20 protein-coding genes are annotated in these 24,058 nt (G+C 75.5%); 2 read left to right on the plus strand and 18 right to left on the minus strand.

What is annotated here, in order from left to right:
- Positions 1-44: 44 nt before the first annotated feature.
- Entirely contained in the window at positions 45-3,203 is a 3,159-nt protein-coding gene (gene ileS, locus N555_RS0122200; RefSeq protein WP_029433687.1) for an isoleucine--tRNA ligase, read from the plus strand.
- Positions 3,204-3,236: 33 nt separating this feature from the next.
- Here the strand turns inward: ileS and N555_RS27115 are convergent, their stop codons facing one another.
- The 18 genes from N555_RS27115 to mraZ form a co-directional block, all read right to left on the minus strand.
- The gene (locus N555_RS27115) at positions 3,237-3,950 is read right to left on the minus strand and encodes a hypothetical protein (protein WP_051684366.1); all 714 of its coding nucleotides are present in this window, start codon (positions 3,948-3,950) and stop codon (positions 3,237-3,239) included.
- Between the two features lie 116 nt (positions 3,951-4,066).
- Positions 4,067-4,789 carry a DivIVA domain-containing protein gene (locus N555_RS0122210; protein ID WP_029433689.1) on the minus strand — a complete coding sequence of 241 codons (723 nt, stop codon included), beginning with the start codon at positions 4,787-4,789 and terminating at the stop codon, positions 4,067-4,069.
- Between the two features lie 104 nt (positions 4,790-4,893).
- The gene (locus tag N555_RS0122215) at positions 4,894-5,190 is read right to left on the minus strand and encodes a YggT family protein (RefSeq protein WP_029433690.1); all 297 of its coding nucleotides are present in this window, start codon (positions 5,188-5,190) and stop codon (positions 4,894-4,896) included.
- A gap of 66 nt (positions 5,191-5,256) precedes the next feature.
- Positions 5,257-5,979 carry a cell division protein SepF gene (locus N555_RS29185; RefSeq protein ID WP_029433691.1) on the minus strand — a complete coding sequence of 241 codons (723 nt, stop codon included), beginning with the start codon at positions 5,977-5,979 and terminating at the stop codon, positions 5,257-5,259.
- Positions 5,980-5,992: 13 nt separating this feature from the next.
- Positions 5,993-6,751, minus strand: a complete 759-nt coding sequence (locus N555_RS0122225) for a YggS family pyridoxal phosphate-dependent enzyme (RefSeq protein WP_029433692.1) — start codon at positions 6,749-6,751, stop codon at positions 5,993-5,995.
- 33 nt (positions 6,752-6,784) lie between these two features.
- Complete coding sequence (gene pgeF, locus N555_RS0122230) at positions 6,785-7,516, minus strand: peptidoglycan editing factor PgeF (protein WP_081866418.1); 732 nt, start codon at positions 7,514-7,516, stop codon at positions 6,785-6,787.
- 25 nt (positions 7,517-7,541) lie between these two features.
- Entirely contained in the window at positions 7,542-8,837 is a 1,296-nt protein-coding gene (gene ftsZ / locus N555_RS0122235) for a cell division protein FtsZ (protein ID WP_029433694.1), read from the minus strand.
- Positions 8,838-9,164: 327 nt separating this feature from the next.
- Positions 9,165-9,947, minus strand: coding sequence for a cell division protein FtsQ/DivIB (locus N555_RS0122240; RefSeq protein WP_034512083.1), 783 nt, complete (start codon positions 9,945-9,947; stop codon positions 9,165-9,167).
- Positions 9,944-11,428: a UDP-N-acetylmuramate--L-alanine ligase gene (gene murC / locus N555_RS0122245; protein WP_051684367.1), complete on the minus strand. Its 1,485-nt coding sequence runs from the start codon at positions 11,426-11,428 to the stop codon at positions 9,944-9,946. Before murC ends, N555_RS0122240 begins: the two co-directional genes overlap by 4 nt.
- Positions 11,425-12,543 (minus strand): undecaprenyldiphospho-muramoylpentapeptide beta-N-acetylglucosaminyltransferase, encoded by a 1,119-nt coding sequence (gene murG, locus N555_RS0122250; RefSeq protein WP_029433697.1) that lies wholly within the window; start codon positions 12,541-12,543, stop codon positions 11,425-11,427. The genes murC and murG overlap by 4 nt, the downstream gene beginning before the upstream one ends.
- Positions 12,540-14,003, minus strand: a complete 1,464-nt coding sequence (gene ftsW / locus N555_RS0122255) for a putative lipid II flippase FtsW (RefSeq protein ID WP_231503091.1) — start codon at positions 14,001-14,003, stop codon at positions 12,540-12,542. The genes murG and ftsW overlap by 4 nt, the downstream gene beginning before the upstream one ends.
- Before the next feature lie 104 nt (positions 14,004-14,107).
- Positions 14,108-15,184, minus strand: coding sequence for a phospho-N-acetylmuramoyl-pentapeptide-transferase (mraY, locus tag N555_RS0122260; RefSeq protein WP_029433699.1), 1,077 nt, complete (start codon positions 15,182-15,184; stop codon positions 14,108-14,110).
- Positions 15,181-16,578: a UDP-N-acetylmuramoyl-tripeptide--D-alanyl-D-alanine ligase gene (gene murF, locus N555_RS0122265; protein ID WP_029433700.1), complete on the minus strand. Its 1,398-nt coding sequence runs from the start codon at positions 16,576-16,578 to the stop codon at positions 15,181-15,183. Before murF ends, mraY begins: the two co-directional genes overlap by 4 nt.
- The gene (locus N555_RS0122270) at positions 16,575-18,119 is read right to left on the minus strand and encodes a UDP-N-acetylmuramoyl-L-alanyl-D-glutamate--2,6-diaminopimelate ligase (RefSeq protein WP_029433701.1); all 1,545 of its coding nucleotides are present in this window, start codon (positions 18,117-18,119) and stop codon (positions 16,575-16,577) included. Before N555_RS0122270 ends, murF begins: the two co-directional genes overlap by 4 nt.
- A gap of 117 nt (positions 18,120-18,236) precedes the next feature.
- Positions 18,237-20,096 carry a peptidoglycan D,D-transpeptidase FtsI family protein gene (locus N555_RS0122275; protein WP_034512085.1) on the minus strand — a complete coding sequence of 620 codons (1,860 nt, stop codon included), beginning with the start codon at positions 20,094-20,096 and terminating at the stop codon, positions 18,237-18,239.
- Positions 20,097-20,098: 2 nt separating this feature from the next.
- On the minus strand, positions 20,099-20,830 hold the full coding sequence (locus tag N555_RS27120; RefSeq protein ID WP_051684368.1) for a cell division protein FtsL: 732 nt from the start codon (positions 20,828-20,830) through the stop codon (positions 20,099-20,101).
- Positions 20,827-21,819: a 16S rRNA (cytosine(1402)-N(4))-methyltransferase RsmH gene (gene rsmH / locus N555_RS0122285; RefSeq protein ID WP_029433704.1), complete on the minus strand. Its 993-nt coding sequence runs from the start codon at positions 21,817-21,819 to the stop codon at positions 20,827-20,829. Before rsmH ends, N555_RS27120 begins: the two co-directional genes overlap by 4 nt.
- Before the next feature lie 369 nt (positions 21,820-22,188).
- Positions 22,189-22,623 carry a division/cell wall cluster transcriptional repressor MraZ gene (gene mraZ, locus N555_RS0122290; protein ID WP_029433705.1) on the minus strand — a complete coding sequence of 145 codons (435 nt, stop codon included), beginning with the start codon at positions 22,621-22,623 and terminating at the stop codon, positions 22,189-22,191.
- A 471-nt stretch (positions 22,624-23,094) separates the two neighbouring features.
- Here mraZ and N555_RS0122295 point away from each other — a divergent pair, with 471 nt between their 5' ends.
- Complete coding sequence (locus tag N555_RS0122295; protein ID WP_255347378.1) at positions 23,095-24,054, plus strand: AAA family ATPase; 960 nt, start codon at positions 23,095-23,097, stop codon at positions 24,052-24,054.
- Positions 24,055-24,058 lie beyond the last annotated feature (4 nt).

A 24,058-nucleotide genomic window follows, 5' to 3' on the forward strand; every position in this document is an offset into this window, starting at 1 on the left:
CCACCAGTGCGGGAGCCGCTCGACGCCTCGGGGACAATGGGAGCGTGAGCTCTCCCGGCCCCTTCCGCGCGCTGCCCCCGCAGGTCGACCTGCCCGCCCTGGAGCACGACGTCCTGCGCCGCTGGGAGGAGGCGGAGGTGTTCGCCCGGAGCGTGGCGGAGTCGCAGGGCCGGCCGCAGTGGAACGTGTACGAGGGTCCGCCCACGGCGAACGGCCGGCCGGGCACCCACCACATCGAGGCCCGCGCGTTCAAGGACGTCTTCCCCCGCTTCAAGACGATGCAGGGCTGGCACGTGCCCCGCCGCGCCGGGTGGGACTGCCACGGCCTGCCCGTCGAGATCGCCGTCGAGCAGGAGCTGGGCTTCGCCGGGAAGCCCGACATCGAGCGGTTCGGCATCGCGGAGTTCAACGCGAAGTGCCGGGAGTCCGTGCTGCGGCACGTCGACTCGTTCTCCGAGCTCACCCGCCGGATGGGCTACTGGGTCGACATGTCCACCGCCTACTGGACGATGGACCCGCAGTACGTCGAGAGCGTCTGGTGGTCGCTCAAGCAGGTGTTCGAGAAGGGCCTGCTGGTCGAGGACCACCGGGTGGCGCCCTACTGCCCGCGCTGCGGCACCGGGCTGTCCGACCACGAGGTGGCCCAGGGCTACGAGTCGATCACCGACCCCTCGGTGTACGTCAGCCTCCCCGTCACCAGCGGCGAGTGGGCCGGCCGGGCCGACCTGCTGATCTGGACGACGACGCCGTGGACGCTGCCGTCCAACACCGCCGTCGCGGTCAACCCCGACGTGACCTACCTCGTCGTCCGCACCACGCACGACGGCCGGGAGCGCACCGTCGTCGTCGCCGAACCGCTGGTGGACGCCGTCCTCGGTGCCGACACCCCGCGCGAGGTCCTGGCCACCACGACGGGCCGCGACTGGGAGCGCGTGCACTACCAGCGGCCGTTCGAGCTCGTCGACTTCCCCGAGGGCGACGCGCACTACGTCGTCCTCGCCGACTACGTGACCACCGACGACGGCACCGGCCTGGTCCACCAGTCCCCCGCGTTCGGCGCCGACGACCTCACCGTCTGCCGCGGCTACGGGCTGCCGGTCGTCAACCCGATCGACTCCAGCGGGCACTTCCTCGCCGAGGTCCCCCTGGTGGGCGGGCACTTCTTCAAGGCCGCCGACGACCGGCTCGTGGTCGACATGACCGAGCGTGGGGTGCTGTGGCGCGAGCAGCGCTACGAGCACAGCTACCCGCACTGCTGGCGCTGCCACACGCCGCTCATGTACTACGCCCAGCCGTCCTGGTACATCCGGACCAGCACCGTCAAGGACCAGCTGCTGGCGGAGAACGAGAAGACCCGCTGGTACCCCGAGACCATCCAGTGGGGCCGGTACGGCGACTGGCTGCACAACAACGTCGACTGGGCGCTGTCCCGCGACCGCTACTGGGGCACCCCGCTGCCGATCTGGCGCAACGACGCCGACCCGACGCGCGTGGTCGCCGTCGGCTCGCTCGCCGAGCTGTCGGAGCTGACCGGGCGCGACCTGTCCGACCTGGACCCGCACCGGCCGTTCATCGACGAGATCACCTTCACGCTGGACGGCGAGGAGGGCACCTTCCGCCGGGTGCCGCAGGTCATCGACGCCTGGTACGACTCCGGCTCGATGCCGTTCGCCCAGTGGGGGGCGCCGTACCGCAACCAGGAACAGTTCGAGGCCGCCTACCCGGCGCAGTTCATCTGCGAGGCGATCGACCAGACCCGCGGCTGGTTCTACTCGCTGATGGCGGTCGGCACGCTGGTGTTCGGGCAGAACTCCTACGAGAACGTCCTGTGCCTGGGCCACATCCTCGCCGAGGACGGCCGCAAGATGAGCAAGCACCTGGGCAACATCCTCGAGCCCATCCCCCTGATGGACCGGCACGGCGCCGACGCCGTCCGCTGGTTCATGCTGGCCGGCGGGTCGCCGTGGTCGGCCCGGCGCGTGGGGCACGAGACGCTGTCCGAGGTGGTCCGCAAGGTCCTGCTGACCTACTGGAACACCGCGAGCTTCTTCACCCTCTACGCCGAGACCAACGGCTGGGACCCGGCCACGACGCCGGCACCGCCGCGCGCCGAACGGCCGCTGCTGGACCGCTGGGCACTGGCCACGCTCGCCGAGGTCACCGAGGGCGTCACCGCCGCGCTCGAGGACTTCGACACCCAGGGTGCCGGCCGGCAGCTGGCGCAGTTCGTCGACGACCTCTCCAACTGGTACGTCCGCCGCTCCCGCCGCCGCTTCTGGGACGGCGACCCGGCGGCGCTGGGCACGCTGCACGAGGTGCTCGACGGGCTGACCCGCCTCATGGCGCCGTTCACGCCGTTCGTCACCGACGAGGTGTGGTCACGGGCGGTGGTCGCCGGTCGCGCGGGCGCCGTCGACTCCGTGCACCTGGCCACCTGGCCGACCGTCGACGCCGAGGCCCGGGACCCCCAGCTGGTCGAGCAGATCGCCCTGGTCCGCCGGCTGGTGGAGCTCGGCCGCTCGGCGCGGACGTCGTCGAAGGTCCGCACCCGCCAGCCGCTGGCCCGTGCGCTGGTCGCCGCCCCCGGCTGGTCCTCGTTGCCCACGGACCTGAAGGCCGAGCTCGCCGACGAGCTGAACGTGCAGGCGACCACCGAGCTGGCGGCCGAGGGCGGGCTCGTCGACGTCAGCGTGAAGGTGGACTTCCGGGCCGTCGGCCGGCGGCTGGGCAAGCAGGTCCAGGCCGTGGCCCAGGCCGTCGCCGCGGCCGACGCCGTCGGGCTCGTCGCGGCCTACCGCGCCGGGACGGCGTCGGTCGAGGTCGACGGCGCACCGGTGCCGCTGGAGGACGGCGACCTGGTCGTCACCGAGACCCCGCGCGAGGGGTGGACGGTCGCCAGCGGCGGCGGCCTCACCGTGGCGCTGGACCTCACGCTCACCCCGGAGCTGGAGCGCGCCGGGCTGGTCCGCGAGGCGGTGCGGCTGGTGCAGGAGGCCCGCAAGGCCACCGGCCTCGCGGTCAGCGACCGGATCGAGCTGCGCTGGACCGGCGAGGGCGCCATCGCCCAGGCGCTGACCGAGCAGGCGGACCCGGTGGCGGCCGAGGTGCTGGCCGTCGCCGTGCACGCGCAGACGGCGGGCGAGGGGCCGGGCATCGACGGCCCCGGCGGGTCGCGCTTCTGGGTGGCCCGCGCCGAGGGGTGACGGAGCCGATCCCGGGGCCCGGGCCGCGCGGAGCTACTTCTGCGCGGCCCTGCGGGCGCGGGCGATCTCGGCGAGGTGGCCGTCGGGGCAGCACACCGCGCACGGCGTGAAGCCGTCGCTGCGCGCCTCGGCGACCGGGAGCGGGATGGTCGCCCGCCCGCGCAGCCAGCGGCAGTCCGCCAGGTGGTAGCGCGGGTGCTCGTCGACGACGAGGACCTGGTCGCGCATGTCGACGACCATGAGCAGGTCGGTGAACTCGACCTCCTCCTCCGCGGGGTCACCCCCGTCGGAGTCCGGGCCCGCGTGCTGGCGGGAGGACCGGGCGGCGGAGCGTCCGGCCGCGACCGGCTCACCGGCGGTGGGGGTCTCCCCGGTCGCGGCGCCGGCCCGGTCGGAGTGCCGCCCGGTGGGCGCCTCCGGCTCCTGGGCGGGTGCCGCGTCGCGCTCGGAGAGCACCGGGGGGACGGTGATCGGCGGAGTGGTGGTCGGCCCCCGCGTCACCGGAGGGGTGGGCGGCGGCGCCGAGCGGGCCGCGAGCCGTTCCCGTGCGGCCCGGTCCTCGGCCTCCCGGCGCTCCTCGTCCGACGCCTCCGGGGCACGCGGGGCCACCCGCACGAGGACGAGGAGCGCGGCGGCCAGCGCACAGCAGGCGACGCACCCCCAGTAGAAGCTCGTCGTCCCGGTGGCGAGGCCACCCACGAACAGACCCAGTCCCGCGAGGACCAGCAGTCCGGCCGCCAAGATCACCGTTCGACTGTAGCGGCGGACGTCCACGCGGCGCGCCTCGAGGCTGCCCCGGCCGTGGACGCACGAGGGCCCCCGGACCGATGCGGTCCGGGGGCCCTCGTCGGGCGGTGCGGGCGTCAGGCCGACGCGTGCTGGTTCTGCCGGCCGGCCGGGGCGGGCTCGGCGGAGCCGCGGCCGTCCAGGTCGCGCAGGTGCGACTCGAGGTAGGACCGCAGGCGGGTGCGGTACTCGCGCTCGTAGGTACGCAGCTCCTCGATCTTGCGCTCGAGGCTGCTGCGCTTCTGCTCGAGGCCGCTGACGGCCTCGGAGTGCCGCCGCTCGGCGTCCTGCTCCAGGGCGGCGGCCTTGGCGCGCGACTCGCGCTCCAGGGTCTCCGCGCGGGTGCGGGCGTCGCCGAGCATCGTGTCGGCGCGCATCTTGGCCTCGCTGACCATCTGGTCGCTCTTGGCCCGGGCGTCGGACAGCAGCCGCTCGCTGTTGGTCTTGGCACCGGCCAGCATCTCGTCGGCCTGGGCCTTGGCCTCGTTGACGTACCGGTCGGCCGTCTCCGTGGCCAGGGCCAGCATCCGGGAGGCGCGGGCGCTGTCGTCCTCGCGCGGCGCGGCCGGCGGCGGCGCCTGCACGGGGGCGGGGGCCGGGGCGGGCGCGGGCTGCTCGACGACGGTCGCGGGCGCGCGGCCGGTGGTGGCGCGCAGCTCGTTGTTCTCCTCGATCAGCCGGGCGAGCTCGGCCTCGACCACGTCGAGGAAGGCGTCGACCTCGTCCTCGTCATAGCCGCGCTTGCCGATCGGCGGCTTCTTGAAGACGACGTTGTGGACGTCGGCAGGCGTGAGTGGCAACTAGCTCACCTCGGGTCGGACGGCGGGAACAGGGACGTTCTCGGACGGGCGGCGGCAGCCACCAGCCGACACGCGGCGACGCCGCGACGGGGACAGGGAGGCGCTCACGCGCGGAACGCCAGCCCGTCCACGATCCCCTTCAGGATGAACACGGCTATCAGGAGCACCATAAACCCGAGGTCCAGCCGGATGGCCCCCAGGTTGAGTGGCGGGATCACCTTGCGGACGGCCTTCAGCGGTGGGTCCGTGGTCGAGTAGACGACCTCCAGACCCGCCGCGACCAGCCCGGACGGGCGCCAGCTGCGGGCCAGCACCATCACCCAGTCGACGACGAACCGCGCGAACAGCAGGATGAGGAAGACGAGCAGCACTGCTGACAGGATCTCCCAGAAAACGGCCACGGTCCTCGTTCGTCCAAGGGCACAGGCGTGCCGCGGTGACCACCGGCCACGTGCGGCCGATGGCGCCTAGGACTGGTTGAAGAAGCCGCCCTCGCGGATCTTCGCCTTGTCCTCGGCGGTCACGTCGACGTCCCGCGGACTGAGCAGGAACACCTTCGCCGTGACGCGCTCGATACTACCGCGCAGCCCGAACGACAGACCCGCAGCGAAGTCGACCAGGCGCTTGGCGTCGGCGTCGTCCATCTCGGTCAGGTTCATGATCACGGGCCTGCCTTCGCGGAAGCTCTCGCCGATCTGGCGGGCCTCGTTGTAGGTGCGCGGGTGCAGCGTCGTGATGCGGTAGGGCTGCGGAGCCGGAGCCGGCTCGGGCACCGCGACGGCCACCGGCTCGCGCACCTGGGCGACCGCGGCACTCCCGGCCGACCCCAGCGAGGACCCGCCGGAGGAGCCGGTCGAGGACATCGGCGACGAGGCGGCCAGCCGGCCGGCCGCGGTCGAGCCGGCGGCGGGCGCGACACCGAGGCTCCGGGCGGAGCCGCCGCGACGCAGCACCACGGGCTCGGGCGCCGGCGGCGGCTCGGGCGCGGCCAGCTCCTCCTCGTAGTACTCGTAGTGGTCGCGACCCTCGAGGTGCCCGTCGTCGTAGCCGTCCTCGGGGAGGTATCGGCCGTAGCGGCGGTCGTCGTAGCGGTCGTCGGACTGGCGGGCGTCGTACCGGCCGTAGGCGCGGGCGTCGTCGTCCTCGACGAGCCCCAGGTAGATGCCCATCTTCCGCATGGCTCCGGCCATCGGACCTCCCCCTCTACTCGGACCCCCGGGGTCCGTGTGACTGGTGTGACTCGCGTGGCTGGTGAGCCGCATCTGACGGGGAGGGTAGAAGCCGCCGGCCGAAGATCGCGGTTCCGACACGCACGACGGTGCTGCCGGCCGCGACCGCCGCCTCGAGGTCGCCGCTCATCCCGGCCGAGATCCCGACGGCCTCCGGGTGGTCGGCGCGCACCCGCGCGGAGAGCTCGGCCAGCCGCCCGAACGCCGCCGCCGGCTCCTCGCCCCGGGGCGCCACCGCCATGAGCCCGGCCAGCCGCAGCCCGGCTTGTCCGGCGACGGCGTCGGCCAGCGCGGGGACGTCGCCCGGCGCGGCTCCACCGCGGGCGGCGAGCTCCCCCTCCGGGCCGCCGAGGTCCACCTGGACGTAGACCTCCACCGGACGACCGGCCTCCTCCCCCACCCGGCCCAGGACCGCCACCAGTGCCTCCCGGTCCAGGGAGTGCACGACGGCCCCGAGACGGGCGACGGCGGCGGCCTTGTTGCGCTGCAGCTGGCCGACGAAGTGCCAGCGGACGGCCACACCCTCCAGCTCCCGCGCCTTCGCGACGAGCTCCTGGACGCGGTTCTCGCCGAAGTCGCGCTGCCCGAGCGCGGCGAGGGAGGCCACGTCGTCGGCCGGCCAGGTCTTGCTGACCGCCAGCAGCGCGACCGAGGCCGGGTCGCGGCCGGCCGCCCGGGCGGCGGCGTCGACCCGGGCCCGCACGGTGCGCAGGTGCTCGGCGAGCTCGCTCATGCCGGGATCATCCCCGGCCGCGCGAGCGGGCCCTCACCCGAGCCAGACCACCCCGGCCTGTCGGCCGGTGACCCCGTCGCGTCGGTGGGAGAACAGCTGCCGGTCCTCGACGGTGCAGCGCGGGTCGTGCACCACCTCCGGGATGCCGGCCCGGCGGAGGATCTCCTCCACCCCGGCGCGCAGGTCCAGCCCCGGGGTGCCCTTCCGCGTCGGGACGGCCGCTGCGGGCGCCACCCGAGCCACCTCGGCCTGCATCTGCTCGGGCACCTCGTAGCACGCGCCGCACACCGCGGGGCCCAGCAGCGCCGACACGTGCCGCGCGCGGGCCCCCAGGCTCGCCATCGCCGACAGCGCGGCGGGGACGACGCCCTGGCGCAACCCCTCGCGGCCGGCGTGCACCGCGGCGACCACCCCGGCCTCGGGGTCCACCAGCAGGATCGGCACGCAGTCGGCGACCAGCACGCACAGCACGAGCCCGGGGGTCGCCGTCACCACGGCGTCGGTGGCCGGCAGCGGGCCCTCCACCGGCCCGTCGACGACGGCCACGCCGCGGCCGTGCACCTGGTCCATCCAGACCAGCCGGTCGCCGGGCACGCCGATCTCCCGGGCGAGCCGCTCCCGGTTGGCGGCGACCGCGGCCGGGTCGTCGCCGACGTGCCCGCCGAGGTTGAACGTGTCGTAGGGAGACGAGGACCGGCCGCCCCGTCGGTCGGTGACGACCCGGCGGGGTCGCACCGCCGAGGGGGCGGCCGGTACGGAACTCATGGGCCCGACGCTACCGGGCTCCTCCTCACTGGCGGAGGAACTCCGGGATGTCCAGCTCCTCCTCGAAGTCCTCGCTCGACAGCGGTCGCCGGCCGGCCGTGCTCGCCGACACCGGACCCGGGATGGGCGGCAGGGGCGGAACGGTGATCCCGCCGCCCTGCGTGCCCGGACGGGCCGCCACGGGTGCCGGAGCCGGAGCGGGCGCCGGAGCCGGCGCGGGGGCCTGCGGCAGCAGCCGCTCCCCCGTCGCCGCCGGGGCCGTCGCCGGGCGGACCGGCTGCGGCACGGCGGCCGGCCGCTGGGCCGTGGCCGGCGGAGCCGCCGGCGCCGCCGGCGTCACCGCCCCGAAGCTCGGGTCCTTGCGGGCGCTGGGGCGGCCGCTGTCGAACCCGGCCGCGATGACCGTGACCCGGACCTCGTCACCGAGGGCGTCGTCGATGACGGCGCCGAAGATGATGTTGGCGTCGGCGTGCGCGGCGTCGGAGACCAGCGAGGCGGCCTCGTTGATCTCGAACAGGCCCAGGTCCGAGCCGCCGGAGATCGACAGCAGGACGCCGTGGGCGCCCTCCATCGAGGCCTCCAGCAGCGGGCTGGCGATCGCTTGCTCCGCGGCCAGCAGCGCACGGTTGTCCCCGCGGGCGCTGCCGATGCCCATCAGCGCCGAGCCCGCCCCGGACATGACCGACTTGACGTCGGCGAAGTCCAGGTTGATCAGCCCGGGCGTGGTGATCAGGTCCGTGATGCCCTGGACACCGGACAGCAGCACCTGATCGGCGGTGCGGAACGCGTCCATGACGCTGACGTTGCGGTCACCGAGCTGCAGCAGCCGGTCGTTCGGGATCACGATGAGCGTGTCGCACTCGTTGCGCAGCTCCTCGATCCCCGACTCGGCCTGCACGGCCCGCCGCTTCCCCTCGAAGGAGAACGGGCGCGTGACGACGCCGATGGTGAGCGCGCCGAGCTTGCGGGCGATCGACGCCACGACGGGCGCCCCGCCGGTGCCGGTGCCACCACCCTCGCCGGCGGTGACGAAGACCATGTCGGCGCCCTTGAGCACTTCCTCGATCTCTTCGCGGTGGTCCTCGGCGGCCTGCCGTCCGACGTCGGGCTGCGCGCCCGCGCCGAGGCCGCGGGTGAGTTCGCGGCCGACGTCGAGCTTCACGTCGGCGTCGCTCATCAGCAACGCCTGGGCGTCGGTGTTGATGGCGATGAACTCGACCCCCTTGAGGCCGACCTCGATCATCCGATTGACCGCGTTCACCCCGCCGCCGCCGATGCCGACGACCTTGATGACCGCGAGGTAGTTGTGCGGAGGTGTCATGTTGGGGCTCCCGACCTCGACCCTCATCCTCAAGTAAAGCCTTATAGTTATGTCAACTGGGTCGACGCGGACGAAGCTAGGTGGGGCCAGAGGGGCCTACAAGCACCCTCACCGATGCGGCGTGTCGCACGGGCCAGACCTCACCGGGATCAGGCGGCGCAATCGTCACAACAACACCACTGATGGTGACGACCCGCTGCCCATCCGTCTCATGTGCGGGTGCAGCCCACCGGTCCCGCCGTCGGTGGCATCACCGCAGAACCTTTTTCGTGTCGGGCGTGTCGCGGGGCCGCGCGTGTCGGTGCGCAGGCCGTGCCGACGCCCGGGTCAGCGCAGGACGACGGCGGACGGCGCGCTGACGTCGATGGTCGCGGCCGGTTCCAGCGCCCCGGAGGCGATCTGGCCCAGCAGGGCGACCAGGACGTCGGCCTTCTCGCCGGACTCCTCCGCCGTGCCCCACAGCACGGTGGTGCCGTCGGTCAGCGTCAGCGTCACGTCGTTGGCCGACCGCGCGGTGACCGAGGCGAGCTGACCGCGCACGTCCCGGGGCAGCTCCACCAGTGCGGCGAGACCGGCGCGGGTCGCCTCGTCGTCGGGGCCGGGATCGGCGACCTCGAGCGGCACCGCCCCGGCCGGCGGCGCACCGGTGACGGTGTCGAACAGCACACCGTCGGCGTCCACCAGCGACCGCGTCCCCGCCCGCTCGACCACGGCGACGGCCACCCGCTCCTGCACGGTGACCACCACCGTCTGCGGCCAGCCGCGGGTCACCTGCACCGAGGCGACCTGGGGCAGCTGCGCGACGCGGGCGGCGGCGGCGTCGACGTCGACCCGCAGCAACGGCGTCCCGTCGGCGATCCCCGCCGCGGCCCGGACCTGGTCGGCGGTCAGCGACCCGGCGCCGTCCACCCGCACGGCGTCGACCGCCAGCAGCGGACTCCCCCACACGACCCACACCGCGGCGACCACCGCGGTCAGCGCCAGGCCGATGCGGACGGCGAGCCGGCGGCGGGGGTCCAGCGGGCGACGCCGGCGCGGCGACCGGTCCGGACGGCGGGCCTCGGGAGGCGCGCCCCGCGACCGGTCGCGGGTGGTGGCGGCCCGGCTCACCGGCCCGGGGCCGCGTCGCCGGGCGGCACGGCCTGGGCGCGCGGCGACGGAGGCGCCCCGGTGTCGCGGGCGGTCAGCGCCGCGATCACCTCGGGACCCACCATGGACACGTTGCCGGCCCCCATCGTGATCACCAGGTCGCCGGGCCGGGCACGGTCGGCCAGCGCCGGGGCCGTCGCCGACCACGAGGGCTCGAAGTGCACCCGCCCGGCCGGCAGCGGCACGGCGTCGGCCACCAGCGCGCCGGTGATCCCGGGCACCGGGTCCTCGCGGGCGCCGTAGACGTCCATCACCACGACCTCGTCTGCCAGCCCCAGGGCCTCCCCGAAGCCGGCGGCGAACTCCCGTGTCCGGCTGTACAGGTGTGGCTGGAACGCCACGACGACCCGCCCCGCCCCCGCCACGGCCCGGGCGGCCAGCAGCTGGGCACGCACCTCGGTCGGGTGGTGGGCGTAGTCGTCGTACACGCGGACGCCGCCCACGACGCCCTTGAGCTCGAACCGGCGGTGCACGCCGCCGAAACGGCCCAGCCCGGCGATCAGCCCGTCGGCCGGCAGCCCGAGCTCGAGGCCGGCCAGGAGCGCGGCGGCGCTGTTGCGGGCCATGTGCTCACCGGGCACGAGGATCGAGATCCGGCCGAGGGTCTCCCCGTCGAGCACCGCCGTCCAGGTCGTGGTCTCCGCGCCGACCTCGATGTCGACCATCCGCAGGTCGGCGTCGGGGTGGGTGCCGTAGGTGCGCACCCGGGCCGGCGTCGGCACCGACCGCAGGCGGGCCGCACCCGGGTCGTCGGCGCACAGGACGAGGAAGCCGTCGGGAGCCAGCGTGCCGAGGAACCTGTCGAAGGCCTCCTCGACGGCGGCGAGGTCCCCGTAGTTGTCGAGGTGGTCGGCCTCCACGTTGGTGACGATCGCGCCGTGCGGGGCCAGCAGCAGGAACGACCGGTCGCTCTCGTCGGCCTCGGCGACGAAGACGTCGCCCTGGCCTGCGTGGGCGTTGCTGCCGGACTCGTTCAGGTCGCCCCCGATGGCGAACGAGGGGTCCGCGCCGCAGGCCTGCACCGCGACGGTGAGCATCGACGTGGTCGAGGTCTTGCCGTGGGTACCGGCCACGGCCACGCTCCGCCGGCCGGCCATGACGGCGGCCAGCGCCACCGCCCGCGGGATCACCCGCAGCCCGCGCTCGCGGGCGGCGGCCAGCTCGGGGTTGTCGTCGCGGATCGCGGTCGAGACGACGACGGTGTCGGCGTCGCCGAGGTTCTCCGGCGCGTGGCCGAGGACGACCCGCGCGCCCAGCGCCCGCAGGGCCAGCAGCGTCGGGGTGTCGCGCCGGTCGGTGCCCGACACCCGCACACCGCGGGCCAGCATGATCCGGGCGATGCCGCTCATGCCGGCTCCCCCGATGCCCACGAAGTGGACGGCGCCCAGGTCGGCCAGCGCGGGGATCGGGTCCTTCCAGGCAGCCACCGCTGCGGCACTCACGGTCTCGCCACCTCCAGCACGATGTCGGCCAGCCGCTCGTCGGCGTCCGGGACGCCGGTGGCCGCGGCGTGCGCGGAGTACCCGGCCAGGGCCGACGGATCGGTCAGGAGCGGCACCAGGTGCTCGGTGATCCAGGCCGGGGACAGGTCGGCGTCCTCCACCAGCATGCCTCCCCCGGCCTCGACGACGGGCAGCGCGTTGCGGCGCTGCTCCCCGTTGCCGATGGGCAGCGGCACGAACGCCGCGGGCAGGCCGACCGCGGAGAGCTCCGCGACGGTCACGGCCCCGGCCCGGCACAGTGCCAGGTCCGCGGCGGCGTAGGCGAGGTCCATCCGCTCCAGGTAGTCCACGACCACGTACGGCGCCTCCCCGGCCGGGCGGGCGGGCACGGTGACGTCGGTGTTCTTCGGGCCCCGGGCGTGCAGCACCTGGACCCCCGCGGCGGTCAGCGCGTCGGCCGCACCGGTGGCCGCCCGGTTGAGCGAGGCCGCGCCCTGGGACCCCCCGAAGACCAGCAGCGTGGGCCGGTCGGCGTCCAGGCCGAAGGCGGCCCGCGCCTCCGCCCGACGTGCCGGGCGGTCCAGGGAGCTGATCGCCGTCCGCAGCGGCATGCCCACGTGCTCGCCGCGGTGCAGCGGCGTCCCGGGCATGGTGACCGCGACGCGGGCGGCGAGCCGCGCGCCGATCCGGTTGGCCAGCCCCGGCAGCGCGTTCTGCTCGTGCACCACGATCGGCACCCGCCCCCGGGCGGCGAGGTAGGCGGGCAGCGCCACGTAGCCACCGAACCCGACGACGACGTCCGCGGACAGTTCCCCGAGCAGGTCGCGGGTCTCCCGGACGGCGCGGCGGACCCGGCCGGGCACCCGCAGCAGGTCCGGCGTCGGCTTGCGCGGCAGCGGCACCGGCGGGATCAGCCGCAGGTCGTAGCCGCGGGCCGGCACCAGCCGGGTCTCCATGCCGCGGGCGGTGCCCAGGCAGGTCACCCGCACGCCGCCGGGGACGGCGCCGGCGCGGCGCAGCAGTGCGTCGGCCAGCGAGAGCATCGGCTCGATGTGGCCGCCGGTGCCGCCACCGGCGAGCACCACGCTGAGGGGCCGCCCGGTCGCACCGCTCACCGGGGACGCCTCGGGACGTCCGGTGCCGCGGCGCGGGCCCGGGCCGGCGGCTGGCGGCGCGCCTCCCCGGCCCGCGGGCGCTCGGGCACGGACCGCCGGTCGCGCGGCGCCGCGGCGCGGGGAGCCGCGGAGCCCCGGGCGGACGGCGCGGGCGGGACGCGCACGACGGTGCGGGCGCCCGCCGCCTGCCGGCGGGACGGCGGCTCGGCCGGCCGCCGCCGGCTGCGCGGGCGGACCGGCTCGACGGCGACGGTGGGGATCGGCAGGAGCAGCCGGCCCAGGCGGCCGGTCTCCCGCTGCTGCAGGTACTCGACGGCCGCGGGCTCGGACCGGGCGAAGCGGATCAGCAGGCCCACGATGAAGAGGGTGAGGACCAGCGAGGTGCCGCCGGCCGAGATCAGCGGCAGCGTCACGCCGGTCACCGGCCCCAGTCCCACCACGTACCCCATGTTCATCGCTGCCTGGCCGACCAGCCACACGGTGATGGCCACGCTCGACATCTGCACGAACCGGTCGGCCGAGCGGCGGGCGATCCGGAAGCCGGCCCAGGCCAGCACGCCGTAGAGCGAGACGACGACGAGGCAGCCCAGGAAGCCCAGCTCCTCGCCGATGATGGCGAAGATGTAGTCCGACTCCGCCTCGGGGAGCAGGTTCCACTTCATGGCGCTGTTGCCCAGGCCCACGCCCCAGAAGCCGCCGGTCGCCAGGGCGTAGAAGCCCCGGATCGCCTGGAACCCGGCGTTGGTCGGGTCGGCCTCGGGGTTCAGGAACGACGTCAGCCGCTCGAACCGGTAGGACGCCGACGTGACCAGGACGGCGGCGCCCACGGCGCCGGCGAGCAGGAGACCGGCCCACACCCGCCACGGGGCGCCGGCGGCCAGCAGCAGCCCGCACAGCACCAGGCCGAGGGTGACGCTCGCGCCGAAGTCCGGCTCCAGCATGAACAGCGCGCAGATCAGCACGAACACCGGGACGAGCGGCACGAGCAGGCTCTTCACGGTGAGGTAGCGGGCCCGCAGCGCCAGCATGTGCGCACCCCACAGGGCGAAGACGAGCTTGGCCACCTCGGAGGGCTGGAAGTTGGTGAAGCCGAGGTCGAACCAGGCGCGCGACCCGTTCAGCTCGGTGCCGATCCCGGGGACGGCGACCAGCAGCAGCAGCCCGAGGACGGCGAGCAGCGCGATCGGCGCCCAGCGCCGGAGGACCGCGGTCGGCAGCCGGACCGCCACCAGCAGGGCGACCACGCCGATGGCGGCGAAGACGAGCTGGTCGACGCCCGGTCGCCAGGCGGGCTGGTCGGCGAGTGCGGCCTCGATGGCCGAGGCGGAGAAGACCATCACCAGGCCGATGGCCAGCAGCATGCCGGCCGCCCCGATCACCAGGTGGCTGCTGGTCATCGGGCCGTCGATCCACCGGGGCAGCGCGAGCGCGCGCCGGCGGCGACCGTCGGTGGGGTCCATCCCGCCATCGTCGCCGGTACGGGCCGTCGCGCCCGGGAGCCGCCGGGCGTGTCGCGTGGGAGTCGAGTGGTGTGCGTGACTGGCGGGGGCCCCGGAGGCCGGCCTCACAGGCCGGTGAACGACAGCCAGTCGGCGTAGAAGAGCCCCAGCCCGAAGGCCACCGCCATCGCCGTGACCAGCCAGAACCGGACGATCACGGTGTTCTCCGTCCAGCCGGCCAGCTCGAAGTGGTGGTGCAACGGGGCCATCCGGAACACCCGCCTGCGGGTGGCGCGGAAGAAGGCCACCTGGATCACCACCGAGAGCGTCACCGCGACGAACAGGCCGCCCAGGACGACGAGCAGCAGCTCGGTCCGGGTGACGATCGCCAGCCCCGACATCAACCCGCCGAGGGCGAGCGAACCCGTGTCGCCCATGAAGATCTTGGCCGGGCTGGTGTTCCACCAGAGGAAGCCCAGGCAGGCGCCCATGGCGGCCGTCGCGACCAGCGTGACGTCCAGCGGGTCGCGCACCTCGTAGCAGCCCTCGACGGCTGCGGTCGCGCAGTCGTGGGTGAACTGCCAGAACGAGATGACGACGTAGGAGCCGAACACCATCGCCGAGGCGCCGGCGGCCAGCCCGTCGAGACCGTCGGTCAGGTTCACCGCGTTGGAGAAGCCGGCGATGAACAGGTACGCCAGGACGACGAAGAGCACCGGACCGAGTGCGAGAGGGGCGATGTCGCGGACGTAGGAGACCCAGGTCGAGGCGGGGGTGACCCCGTCGGACGAGAAGTTGATCGCCAGCACCGCGAAGGTCACGCCGACGACGAGCTGGCCGACCAGCTTCGCCGTCTTGTTCAGGCCCAGGCTGCGGCGGTAGCGGATCTTGAGGTAGTCGTCGAGGAAGCCGACGGTGCCCAGGCCCGCCATCAGGAAGAGCAGCAGCAGGCCGGTGGCGGTGACCCCACGGCCCTCCTGTCCGGCCAGGAACAGGTGCGCGACCAGGTAGCCGCCGACGGTCGCCCCGACGATGACGGTGCCGCCCATCGTGGGCGTGCCCTTCTTCGACAGGTGGCTCTCGGGGCCGTCGTCGCGGATCTCCTGGCCGAAGCCGAGCCGGCGGAACCGGTGCACGGCCACCGGAGTGGCCAGGATCGAGAAGATGAGCCCGAAGGCCCCGGCGATGAGGACGGACTTCACGCGGTCGTCCCGTCGTCGAGCAGGTCGGCGGCGAGCAGCTCCAGCCCGTAGGCACGGCTGGCCTTGACCAGCACGACGTCGCCGGGCACGAGCACCTCCGTCAGCAGCGCTCGGGCGGCAGCCCGGTCCGGCACGTGCACCGACCCCTCTCCGTCCGGGGCACCCGCGGCGCGGGCCCCGGTCGCTATCCCTACCGCATCGGGGCCCACGGCCACGACGATCTCGACGCCGGCGGCGATCGCGTCGCGGCCCAGCCGCTCGTGCTCCTCGGCCGCCGTGGGCCCCAGCTCACCCATCGCACCGAGGACGGCGACGCGGCGGGTGCCGCTCATCCCGGTCACCGCGGCCAGGGCGGCGCGCATGGACTCGGGGTTGGCGTTGTAGGCGTCGTTGACCACGGTCACGCCGTCGGCCCGGCGGGTGACCTCCATCCGCCAGCGGCTGCGCACCTGCGCGGCCGACAGCGCGGTGGCCACCGCGGCGGGCGCCATGCCGGCGGCGAGGGCGGCGCCGGCGGCGGACAGGGCGTTCGCGACCTGGTGCCCGCCGACCACCTGCAGCCTCACCGGGTGCTGCTCGCCGGCGGCGACGAGGGTGAACGCGGCACGCCCCTCGCCGTCGAGCGCGACGTCGACCGCCCGCACGTCGGCGCGGTCGCCGAGGCCGGTGGTGAGCACCTGCGCGCGGGTGCGGGAGGCCATGCCGATCACCCGCGGGTCGTCGGCGTTCAGGACGGCGGTGCCGTCGGCCGGCAGCGCCTCCACGAGCTCGCCCTTGGCCTGGGCGGTGCCCTCCGGGGAGCCGAACTCGCCGAGGTGGGCCGAGCCGACGTTGAGGACGACGCCGATGCGGGGCCGGGCCACGGCGCAGAGTCGGGCGATGTGCCCGATGCCGCGGGCGCCCATCTCCAGGACCAGGTAGCGGGTGGCGGCGTCGGCGGAGAGCACGGTCAGCGGCAGGCCGATGTCGTTGTTGAAGGAGCCGGGCGGGCTCACCGTGGGGCCGTCGGCGGCGAGCACCTGGCCGAGCAGGTCCTTGGTGGAGGTCTTGCCCGAGGACCCGGTGATGCCCAGCGTGACCAGGCCGTCGCCGGTCAGCCGGCCGTGGACGGCGGTGGCGAGCCGGCCCAGGGCGGCGACCGGGTCGTCGACGACGACGACGGGCAGCGCGTCGTCGGCGCGGGTGGCCAGGGCCCCGGCGGCGCCGGCGGCGGCCGCGGCGGGGAGGAAGTCGGCCCCGTCGACCCGCTCGCCCGGCAGCGCCACGAACAGGTCACCGGCGCCGACCGTGCGGGAGTCGATCGTGACAGCGCCGGTCACCGGCGCGCCGGCGTCCCCGCCGGTGAGCCGGCCGCCCACGGCGTCGGCCACCTCGGCCAGCGTCAGGGCGATCACGGGGCACCGACCCGGGTGAGCGCCTCGCGGAGCACCTCGCGGTCGTCGAACGGCGTCACCACTCCGGCGGTCTCCTGCCCGGTCTCGTGCCCCTTGCCGGCGACCAGCACGGTGTCACCGGGCCGCGCCCGGGACACGGCCTCGGCGATCGCGGCCCGCCGGTCGCCGATCTCCACGACGGCGGAGCGACGGTCGGCGGGCACACCGGCGAGCATGGCGGCGCGGACGGCGGCCGGCTCCTCGGAGCGCGGGTTGTCGTCGGTGACCACGAGCAGGTCGCTGCCGGTCGCGGCGGCGGCACCCATCGCCGGCCGCTTGCCCGGGTCGCGGTCGCCGCCGCAGCCGAGCACGGTGATCAGCCGCCCGGGAGTGGCGCCGCGCAGGGCCGCCAGCGCGGTGGCGACGGCGTCGGGGGTGTGCGCGTAGTCGACGACGGCGACGAACGGCTGGCCGGCGTCCACCGGCTCCATGCGGCCGGGGACGACCGTGCCGGCGATCCCCTCCAGGGCGGCGTCCACGGGCACGCCGACGGCGTCCAGCAGCGCGACGGCCAGCACCGCGTTGGCGACGTTGAACCGGCCGGGCAGCCGCAGCGCGGCCGGCCAGGACCGGCCGCCGGGGCCGTGCAGGGTGAACGTGGAGCCCCCGCCCGGAGCAGGCGCCAGGTCCGACGCCGTCCAGTCCGCGGGGCGCTCGCCGGCGCTCGCGACGGTCACCGCGCGGCGGCCGCCGAGCATGCCGGTGAGCCGCCGGCCATGGGCGTCGTCGACGTCGACCACCTCGACCGCGGCGCGGCCGTCGAACAGCAGCGCCTTGGCCTGGAAGTAGTCCTCGAGGTCGCGGTGGAAGTCCAGGTGGTCCTGGCTGAGGTTGGTGAAGCCGGCGGCGGCGAACGCCACACCGCCGACCCGGCCCAGCACCAGCGCGTGGCTGGAGACCTCCATGACCACCGACTCGACGCCGGACTCCGCCATCCCGGCCAGGAGCGCGTGCAGCACCGGCGCCTCGGGGGTGGTCCGGGCGCTCGGGATCGCCGTCGGCTCCGCGCCGGGCAGCCGGGTGCGCATCTGCACCGTGCCGATGAGCCCCGTGCCCCGGCCGGCGGCGACGAGGCCGGCCTCGACCAGGTACGCCGTCGTCGTCTTGCCGTTCGTCCCGGTGATGCCGATGACCTGCAGCCGGCGGGCCGGTTCCCCGTACACGCGGGCGGCGACGGCGCCGAGCGCCGCGCGGGGGTCGTCGGTCACGCAGACCGGCAGGCCGGTGGCGCAGGCGTCGTCCCGCCCGGTGGGGTCGGTGAGCAGCGCGCGGGCCCCGCGGGCAGCGGCGTCGGCGGCGAACCGGACGCCGTGGGTGCGGGCGCCGGGGAGGGCCGCGTAGAGGTCACCGGGGCGCACGTCGTCCGACGCGAGGGTGACGCCGGTGACCGCCGTGGCGGGGTCGCCCTGCACGGGCGCACCGATCAGGTCGGCGAGATCGGCGAGGGGCAGGGGCGCGGTCCCCGCGGGCCGGGGGGCCGCCCCGGGCGCGGTCGGGGTCACGGGGCTCCAATCTACCGGCGTACCGACCGGCGGCTGTGCAGCGCACGCGGGCAGAGCACGGCCCCCTCGCAGGGGCCCGCCGCGAGCCTGCGAGGGGTGGGGGGCGAGGGGGTCCTTCTAGTCGCCGGCGGTGAGGACGAACTCGGGCCGGGCGGTGCCGGAGGGGACGACGCCCCCGGCGGTGAGGGCGTAGCGCATGACGTCGGCGAAGACCGGCGCGGCGACCTGACCGCCCTCGGCGGAGCTGGTCGGCCGCTCGAGGTCGACGGCGACGACGTACTGCGGGTCGTCGGCCGGGGCGAAGCCTACGAACGTCGTCACGTACCCGCCGCCGTCGTAGCAGCCGCACTCGGGGTTGGCCCGCTGGGCGGTCCCGGTCTTGCCGGCCACGCGGAACCCGTCGACCTGGCCGAGCGGGGCGGTGCCGCCGGGGCCGACCACCGCCTCGAGCATGTAGGCGAGGTCGTCGGCGGTGTCCTCGCTGACCACCCGCGTGGGCTCCGGCTGCTCGACCGGGGTGACGGTGCCGTCGGCGGCGGTGACCGAGGAGACCAGGCGGGGCTCGACGCGGACGCCGCCGTTGGCGATGGCCTGGTACACCGAGGCCATCTGCAGGGTGGTGACCGAGACGCCCTGCCCGATCGGCACGTTCGCCGCGCGGCTGGCCGTCCAGTCCTCCGCCGGCTCGAGGATGCCGGCGCTCTCCCCCGGCAGCTCGACGCCGGTGGCGGCGCCGACGCCGAAGGCCCGCAGGTACTCCTCGAGCTTCTCGTCGCCCAGCCGGCGGGCCAGCATGATCGTGCCGACGTTGCTGGACTTGGCGAGGATGCCGGTCACGGTCCAGTCGACGGGGGCGTGGTCGTGGGCGTCGGTGACGACGGCGTCGCCGGCCTGGATGTGCCCGGGAACGGAGATCACCTCGTCGGGGGTGGTGAGCCCCTCCTCGATCGCGCCGGCCATGGTGACGGCCTTCATCACCGAGCCGGGCTCGAAGACCTGGGAGACCACCGGGTTGCCCAGCAGATCGGGGTCGGTGCTGCGGGCCGCGCCCGGGTCGTAGCCCGGACAGCTGCCCATCGCGACCACCTCGCCGGTGTGCACGTCGAGGACGACCGCCGAGGCGCGGGTGGTGGCGCCGTCGCTGCACGCCGCGGCCAGCCGCTGCTCCATCACGTACTGCACGTCCTCGTCGAGCGTCAGCTGCACCGAGCTGCCGTCGACGGCCGGGGTGGACTCGTCGATGCCCGACGGGATGGGGTTGCCGCCGCTGCCGACCTCGACGCGGCGCTCGCCGTCGGTGCCGGACAGCTGCGCGTCGAAGCGCTGCTCGATGCCGGCCAGCCCCTCGCCGTCGCGGCCGATGAACCCGACGACCTGGCCGCCCACGAAGCCGGCCGGGTAGAGCCGCATCGGCTCGTCCTCGAAGCGGATCCCGTCGAGCTCGAGGTCCTCGATCGCCGAGACCGTCTCCGGGGTCACCTGGTGGGCGAGCTCCACGTACCGGCCGTCGCGCTCCAGCAGCTCGGTGAGCTCCGACGCGGGGACGTCGAGCAGCGTGGTGAGGGCCAGCGCCGTCCGCTGGGGGTCGGCGACCAGCGAGGGGTCGGCGACGACGAGCGAGGCGTCGACGGTGTAGGCGAGCAGGTTGCCGTCGCGGTCGAGGACCTGGCCCCGCAGCGCCGCGATGTCCACGGTGCGCAGCCGCGCCTGGGACGCGGCCTCGGCGTACTGCGCGCCGTCCACGCCCTGCAGCAGGACGAGCTTCCCGGTCACCAGCAGCAGGGCGGCGGCGATGAGTGCCATGCCGACCCGCAGGCCGCGGGGACGGAGGACCGGCAGCGTCTCGCGCCGGCGGCGGCCCGGGTCGCGGCGGGGCACGAAGGCGCCCGTCGAGCGGGGCGGGACGTCCGATCCGGAGCGGACGGTGCGGCCCGGCGCCGGGCGGCGGCCGGGCGGCGGGCGGTGCGGAGTGGACACGGTCAGCCGCCGGGAGCCGGTGCGGGGGCGGGAGCCGGTGCGGGGGCGGGGGGCTCAGGGGCGGGCGGCGCCTCGGCGGGCACGGGCGCGCCGCGCAGCACGACCGCGCCGTCGGCGCCCAGCACGAGGTAGCCGGCGGTCCCGGCGGGGACGAGACCCGCCGCGGCGGCGGCAGCGGCCATGGCGGTCGGGGTGCCCGCGTCCACGACCTGCTGCTCGAGCTGCTCCAACCGCTGGGTGCGCTCGGTGTTGGCGGTGCGCGCCTCCGTGGCCTTGAGCGAGTTGACCGCGATCGCGGTGTTGAGGAACAGCAGCGCCAGGGTGGTGCCCAGCAGGAGGCCCACGACGAGCAGCACGAAGGGCGCCCGACGGGCGCTGGACCCGGCGGCGGCCAGCCGGCGACGACGGCTCGCGGGAGCGGCCACGGGCGCCGGGACCTCGCGGGGCACGGCCGCCGGGCGGGCGCGGACGGGGCCGGTGCGGACCGGCGCCGAGTGGGCGCGCCCCCGGACGGGAGCCGCCCCCGCGGCCGGTCGGGACGGTGCAGCGGTCCGGGGCGTGGCCGTCGTGGACGTCGCCTTCGGAGGCGCGGCCGTCGTGGCCGCCTTGGGCGTGGCGGTCCGCGGGGTGGCGGTCCGCGCGCTGGTGGCGCGGGCCGTGCCGATCCGGGAGCGGGGGGTGCCGGACCGCGGGCCGTCGTCCTCGGGACGGGCGGCGCGGGCGGCGGCGCTCATGCCGCCCGCCGGATGCGCTGGGCGGCGCGGACCCGCGCCGAGGCGGCCCGCGGATTGGCCGCGAGCTCGGCGTCGGAGGGGCCCTCTCCCCCGCGGGTGACCAGCTGCAGGACCGGGGCGAGCTCCGGCACCGGCAGCGGGAACTCCGGCGGGGTGCGGTCGGCGGCGCCGGCGGCGAGGACCTGCTTGACGATGCGGTCCTCGAGCGAGTGGAAGGTGATGACGACGACGCGGCCGCCCACGGCCAGGGCGTCGAGCGCCGCCGGCAGGGCCCGCTCGAGCACGCCGAGCTCGTCGTTGACCTCGATGCGCAGCGCCTGGAAGGTCCGCTTGGCGGGGTGGCCGCCGGTGCGCCGGGTCGCCGCGGGGATCGAGGCGCGCACCAGCTCGGCGAGCCGGCCGGTGCGGGTGAACGGCTCGGTGCGGCGCTCGCGCTCGATGGCGGCGGCGATCCGGCCGGCGAAACGCTCCTCGCCGTAGACGCGCAGCACGCGCGCGAGCTCGCCGGCGCTGTAGGTGTTCACCACGTCGGCGGCGGTGCGTCCGGTGCTCGGGTCCATGCGCATGTCGAGGGGGGCGTCGGCGGAGTAGCTGAAGCCGCGGTCGGGCCGGTCCAGCTGCAGAGACGAGACGCCGAGGTCGAACAGGACGCCCTGCACCTCGTCGATGCCCAGGTCCTCGAGCACCTGCGGCAGCTCGTCGAAGACGGCGGGCACGAGGGTGGCGCGGTCGGCGTGACCGGCGGCGGCGATCCGGCGGCCGGCCTCCGCGCGGGCGTCGGGGTCGCGGTCGAGGCCGACCAGGCGCAGGCCGGGGTGGGCGTCGAGCATCGCGAGGGAGTGACCGGCCAGGCCGAGGGTCGCGTCGACGAGGACGGCGCCGGGCGCGGCGCAGGCGGGGGCGAGGAGCTCGGTCACCCGCTCCAGCAGGACCGGGACGTGCACCGGGTCAGGGCGCGCGGAGCCCTGCGCGGGCTCGTCGCTGCTCATCGTCGGCTGCTCCTCGAACGGGTCGGATGCGGGCTCGTCCATGGTGGCGCGGAGCGGGGCGTCGGCGGTGTCAGCGGCCGGGCGGGTCGCCGGGAATTCCGGGAGGCCGGGGAGTGCGGGGGCGGGTCCCGGGCGCCCCGCGGAGCGTTCGCCTGGCGCCGGGGAAGTGCGTCAGGAGGAGTGCTCCGCGGGGGCGCCGGAGTCCGCGACCCGGCCGGGTGGCCGGGGAGCGACGTGCCGACCGGGGTCGGCGGATCCGCGCGGGGTGGACCGAGTTGCGGGGAAGGCGACTCGGGCCGGAGCCGGTCGAGCCGCGGGGAAGGCGGCTCGGTCGGACGGGGCGCGGAGGAGGTCGCGGGGCGGGGCGGCTCAGGACAGGGTGGGCATCCCCTCGCTCTCCATCGCGGCGTACGCGGCTTCCTGCTCGGCCACGTAGGTGTCCCACATGGCGGAGTCCCAGATCTCGAACCGGGTGTCGACGCCCACGACGACGACGTCACGGTCCAGACCGGCGTACTCGCGCAGGCTCGCCGGGATGGTGATGCGGCCGGTCTTGTCCGGCTCGACCTCGACCATGGAGCCGAAGCTCATGCGGGCGCGCATGCGCGCCGCGGCGGTGTCGGAGGGGGCCATCGCGGCGGCGGTGGCGCTCTGCTCGGCGACCCGGGCCATGGTGAGGCCGTAGATGCAGCGCTCCTGGCCCTTCTTGATCACCATGCCGTCGCCGACCTGCTCGCGGAAGCGCACCGGGAGGGCGAGCCGGCCCTTCTCGTCGAGGCGCAACGGGTAGCTGCCGACGAACACCGGATCACCTCCCCCATGGGTCCTCCCTGCCATCCGCGGGGACCCCGGGATGGGCCCTGCCTCCCCACCGGGCCACACAGTAACCCACTACGCCCCACTGGACACCACTCGACACCATGTCGTGATTCCGCTCCCCCACCGCGCGCACCGGCCGCCCCCGTGCAGGTCAGACGGACGCCGCAGCAGCGCCCCTCGGCGGCTCGCGGGGGTCTCCGAGCACCTCCCGAGGGGGCCGCGACCGCCCTGCGACGCCCGGCGAGGAGGCCCGGTGGACCCCGGGTGGGGACCGGTGGGGCGGCCGGGAGGTCCGGGGAGGGAGAGCCGTGGGGCGCGGTGGGGCCGGAGGTGGGGCGGAGTGGGGACGCCCGGTGGGGCGGGGTGGGGACGCCGGGAGGGACAGGGGCCCAGGCCCCGTGTGCGGAAGGCCCCCCGGCGTGGCGCGCGGCACGTACCGTGGTGCCGGTGACCGACGTGTACCGGCCCGTGCCGACGGCCGACGTCGCTGCGACCGGCGCACGCATCCTGGCCAACGTGGACGGCGTCGTCCGCGGCAAGCCCGAGGTCGTCCGGATGGCACTGGTCGTGCTGCTGTCCGAGGGACACCTGCTGGTGGAGGACGTGCCCGGCGTCGGGAAGACGACCCTGGCCAAGGCGCTGGCCGGGTCCATCGACGCGAGCGTGCGCCGCATCCAGTTCACCCCGGACCTGCTGCCCAGCGACGTCACCGGCGTGGCCGTCTACGACCAGGAGTCCCGGGAGTTCGAGTTCAAGCCCGGGGCGGTGTTCGCCAACGTCGTCGTGGCCGACGAGATCAACCGGGCCTCGCCCAAGACGCAGTCGGCACTGCTGGAGTGCATGGAGGAGCGTCAGGTCACCGTTGACGGCGTGAGCTACGAGCTCGCCCGGCCGTTCATGGTGGTCGCGACGCAGAACCCGATCGAGATGGAGGGCACCTATCCCCTCCCCGAGGCCCAGCGGGACCGCTTCACCGCGCGCGTGTCGATGGGCTATCCCGACCGCGAGTCGGAGCTGGCGATGCTCGACGACCAGACCGGTGTCGACCCGCTGAGCACGCTGCGCCCGGTCGCCGACGCGGCGACGATCCGCGACCTCGTCGCCGCGGTCGGCGGGCTCCACGTGTCCGACGCCGTCCGGCGCTACGTCGTGGCGCTGGTGGAGGGCACCCGCCGCTCGCCGGACCTGCGGCTGGGCGCGTCGCCGCGGGCCGGGGTGCAGCTGCTGCGCACCGCCCGGGCCGCCGCGGCACTGGCCGGCCGCGACCACGTGCTCCCGGACGACGTCCAGGAGCTGGCCGTCCCGGTGCTGGCCCACCGGCTGCTGCTGTCGGCCGACGCCGCCGGTGCCCGTCGTACCGGCGAGCAGGTGGTGACCGGACTGCTGCGCACCACCCCGGTGCCCCGCGGGCGCTGAGACC

The organism is Blastococcus sp. URHD0036 (assembly GCF_000701365.1).
Lineage (GTDB): Bacteria > Actinomycetota > Actinomycetes > Mycobacteriales > Geodermatophilaceae > Trujillonella.

Bases quoted from the DNA above. Each gene is read 5' to 3' on its own strand.
- pgeF (WP_081866418.1), bottom strand. From the start codon at position 7,516: ATGAGTTCCGTACCGGCCGCCCCCTCGGCGGTGCGACCCCGCCGGGTC.
- ftsW (WP_231503091.1), bottom strand. From the start codon at position 14,003: ATGGACCCCACCGACGGTCGCCGCCGGCGCGCGCTCGCGCTGCCCCGG.
- N555_RS27120 (WP_051684368.1), bottom strand. From the start codon at position 20,830: ATGAGCGCCGCCGCCCGCGCCGCCCGTCCCGAGGACGACGGCCCGCGG.
- ftsZ (WP_029433694.1), bottom strand. From the start codon at position 8,837: ATGACACCTCCGCACAACTACCTCGCGGTCATCAAGGTCGTCGGCATC.
- N555_RS29185 (WP_029433691.1), bottom strand. From the start codon at position 5,979: ATGGCCGGAGCCATGCGGAAGATGGGCATCTACCTGGGGCTCGTCGAG.
- rsmH (WP_029433704.1), bottom strand. From the start codon at position 21,819: ATGAGCAGCGACGAGCCCGCGCAGGGCTCCGCGCGCCCTGACCCGGTG.
- N555_RS0122225 (WP_029433692.1), bottom strand. From the start codon at position 6,751: ATGAGCGAGCTCGCCGAGCACCTGCGCACCGTGCGGGCCCGGGTCGAC.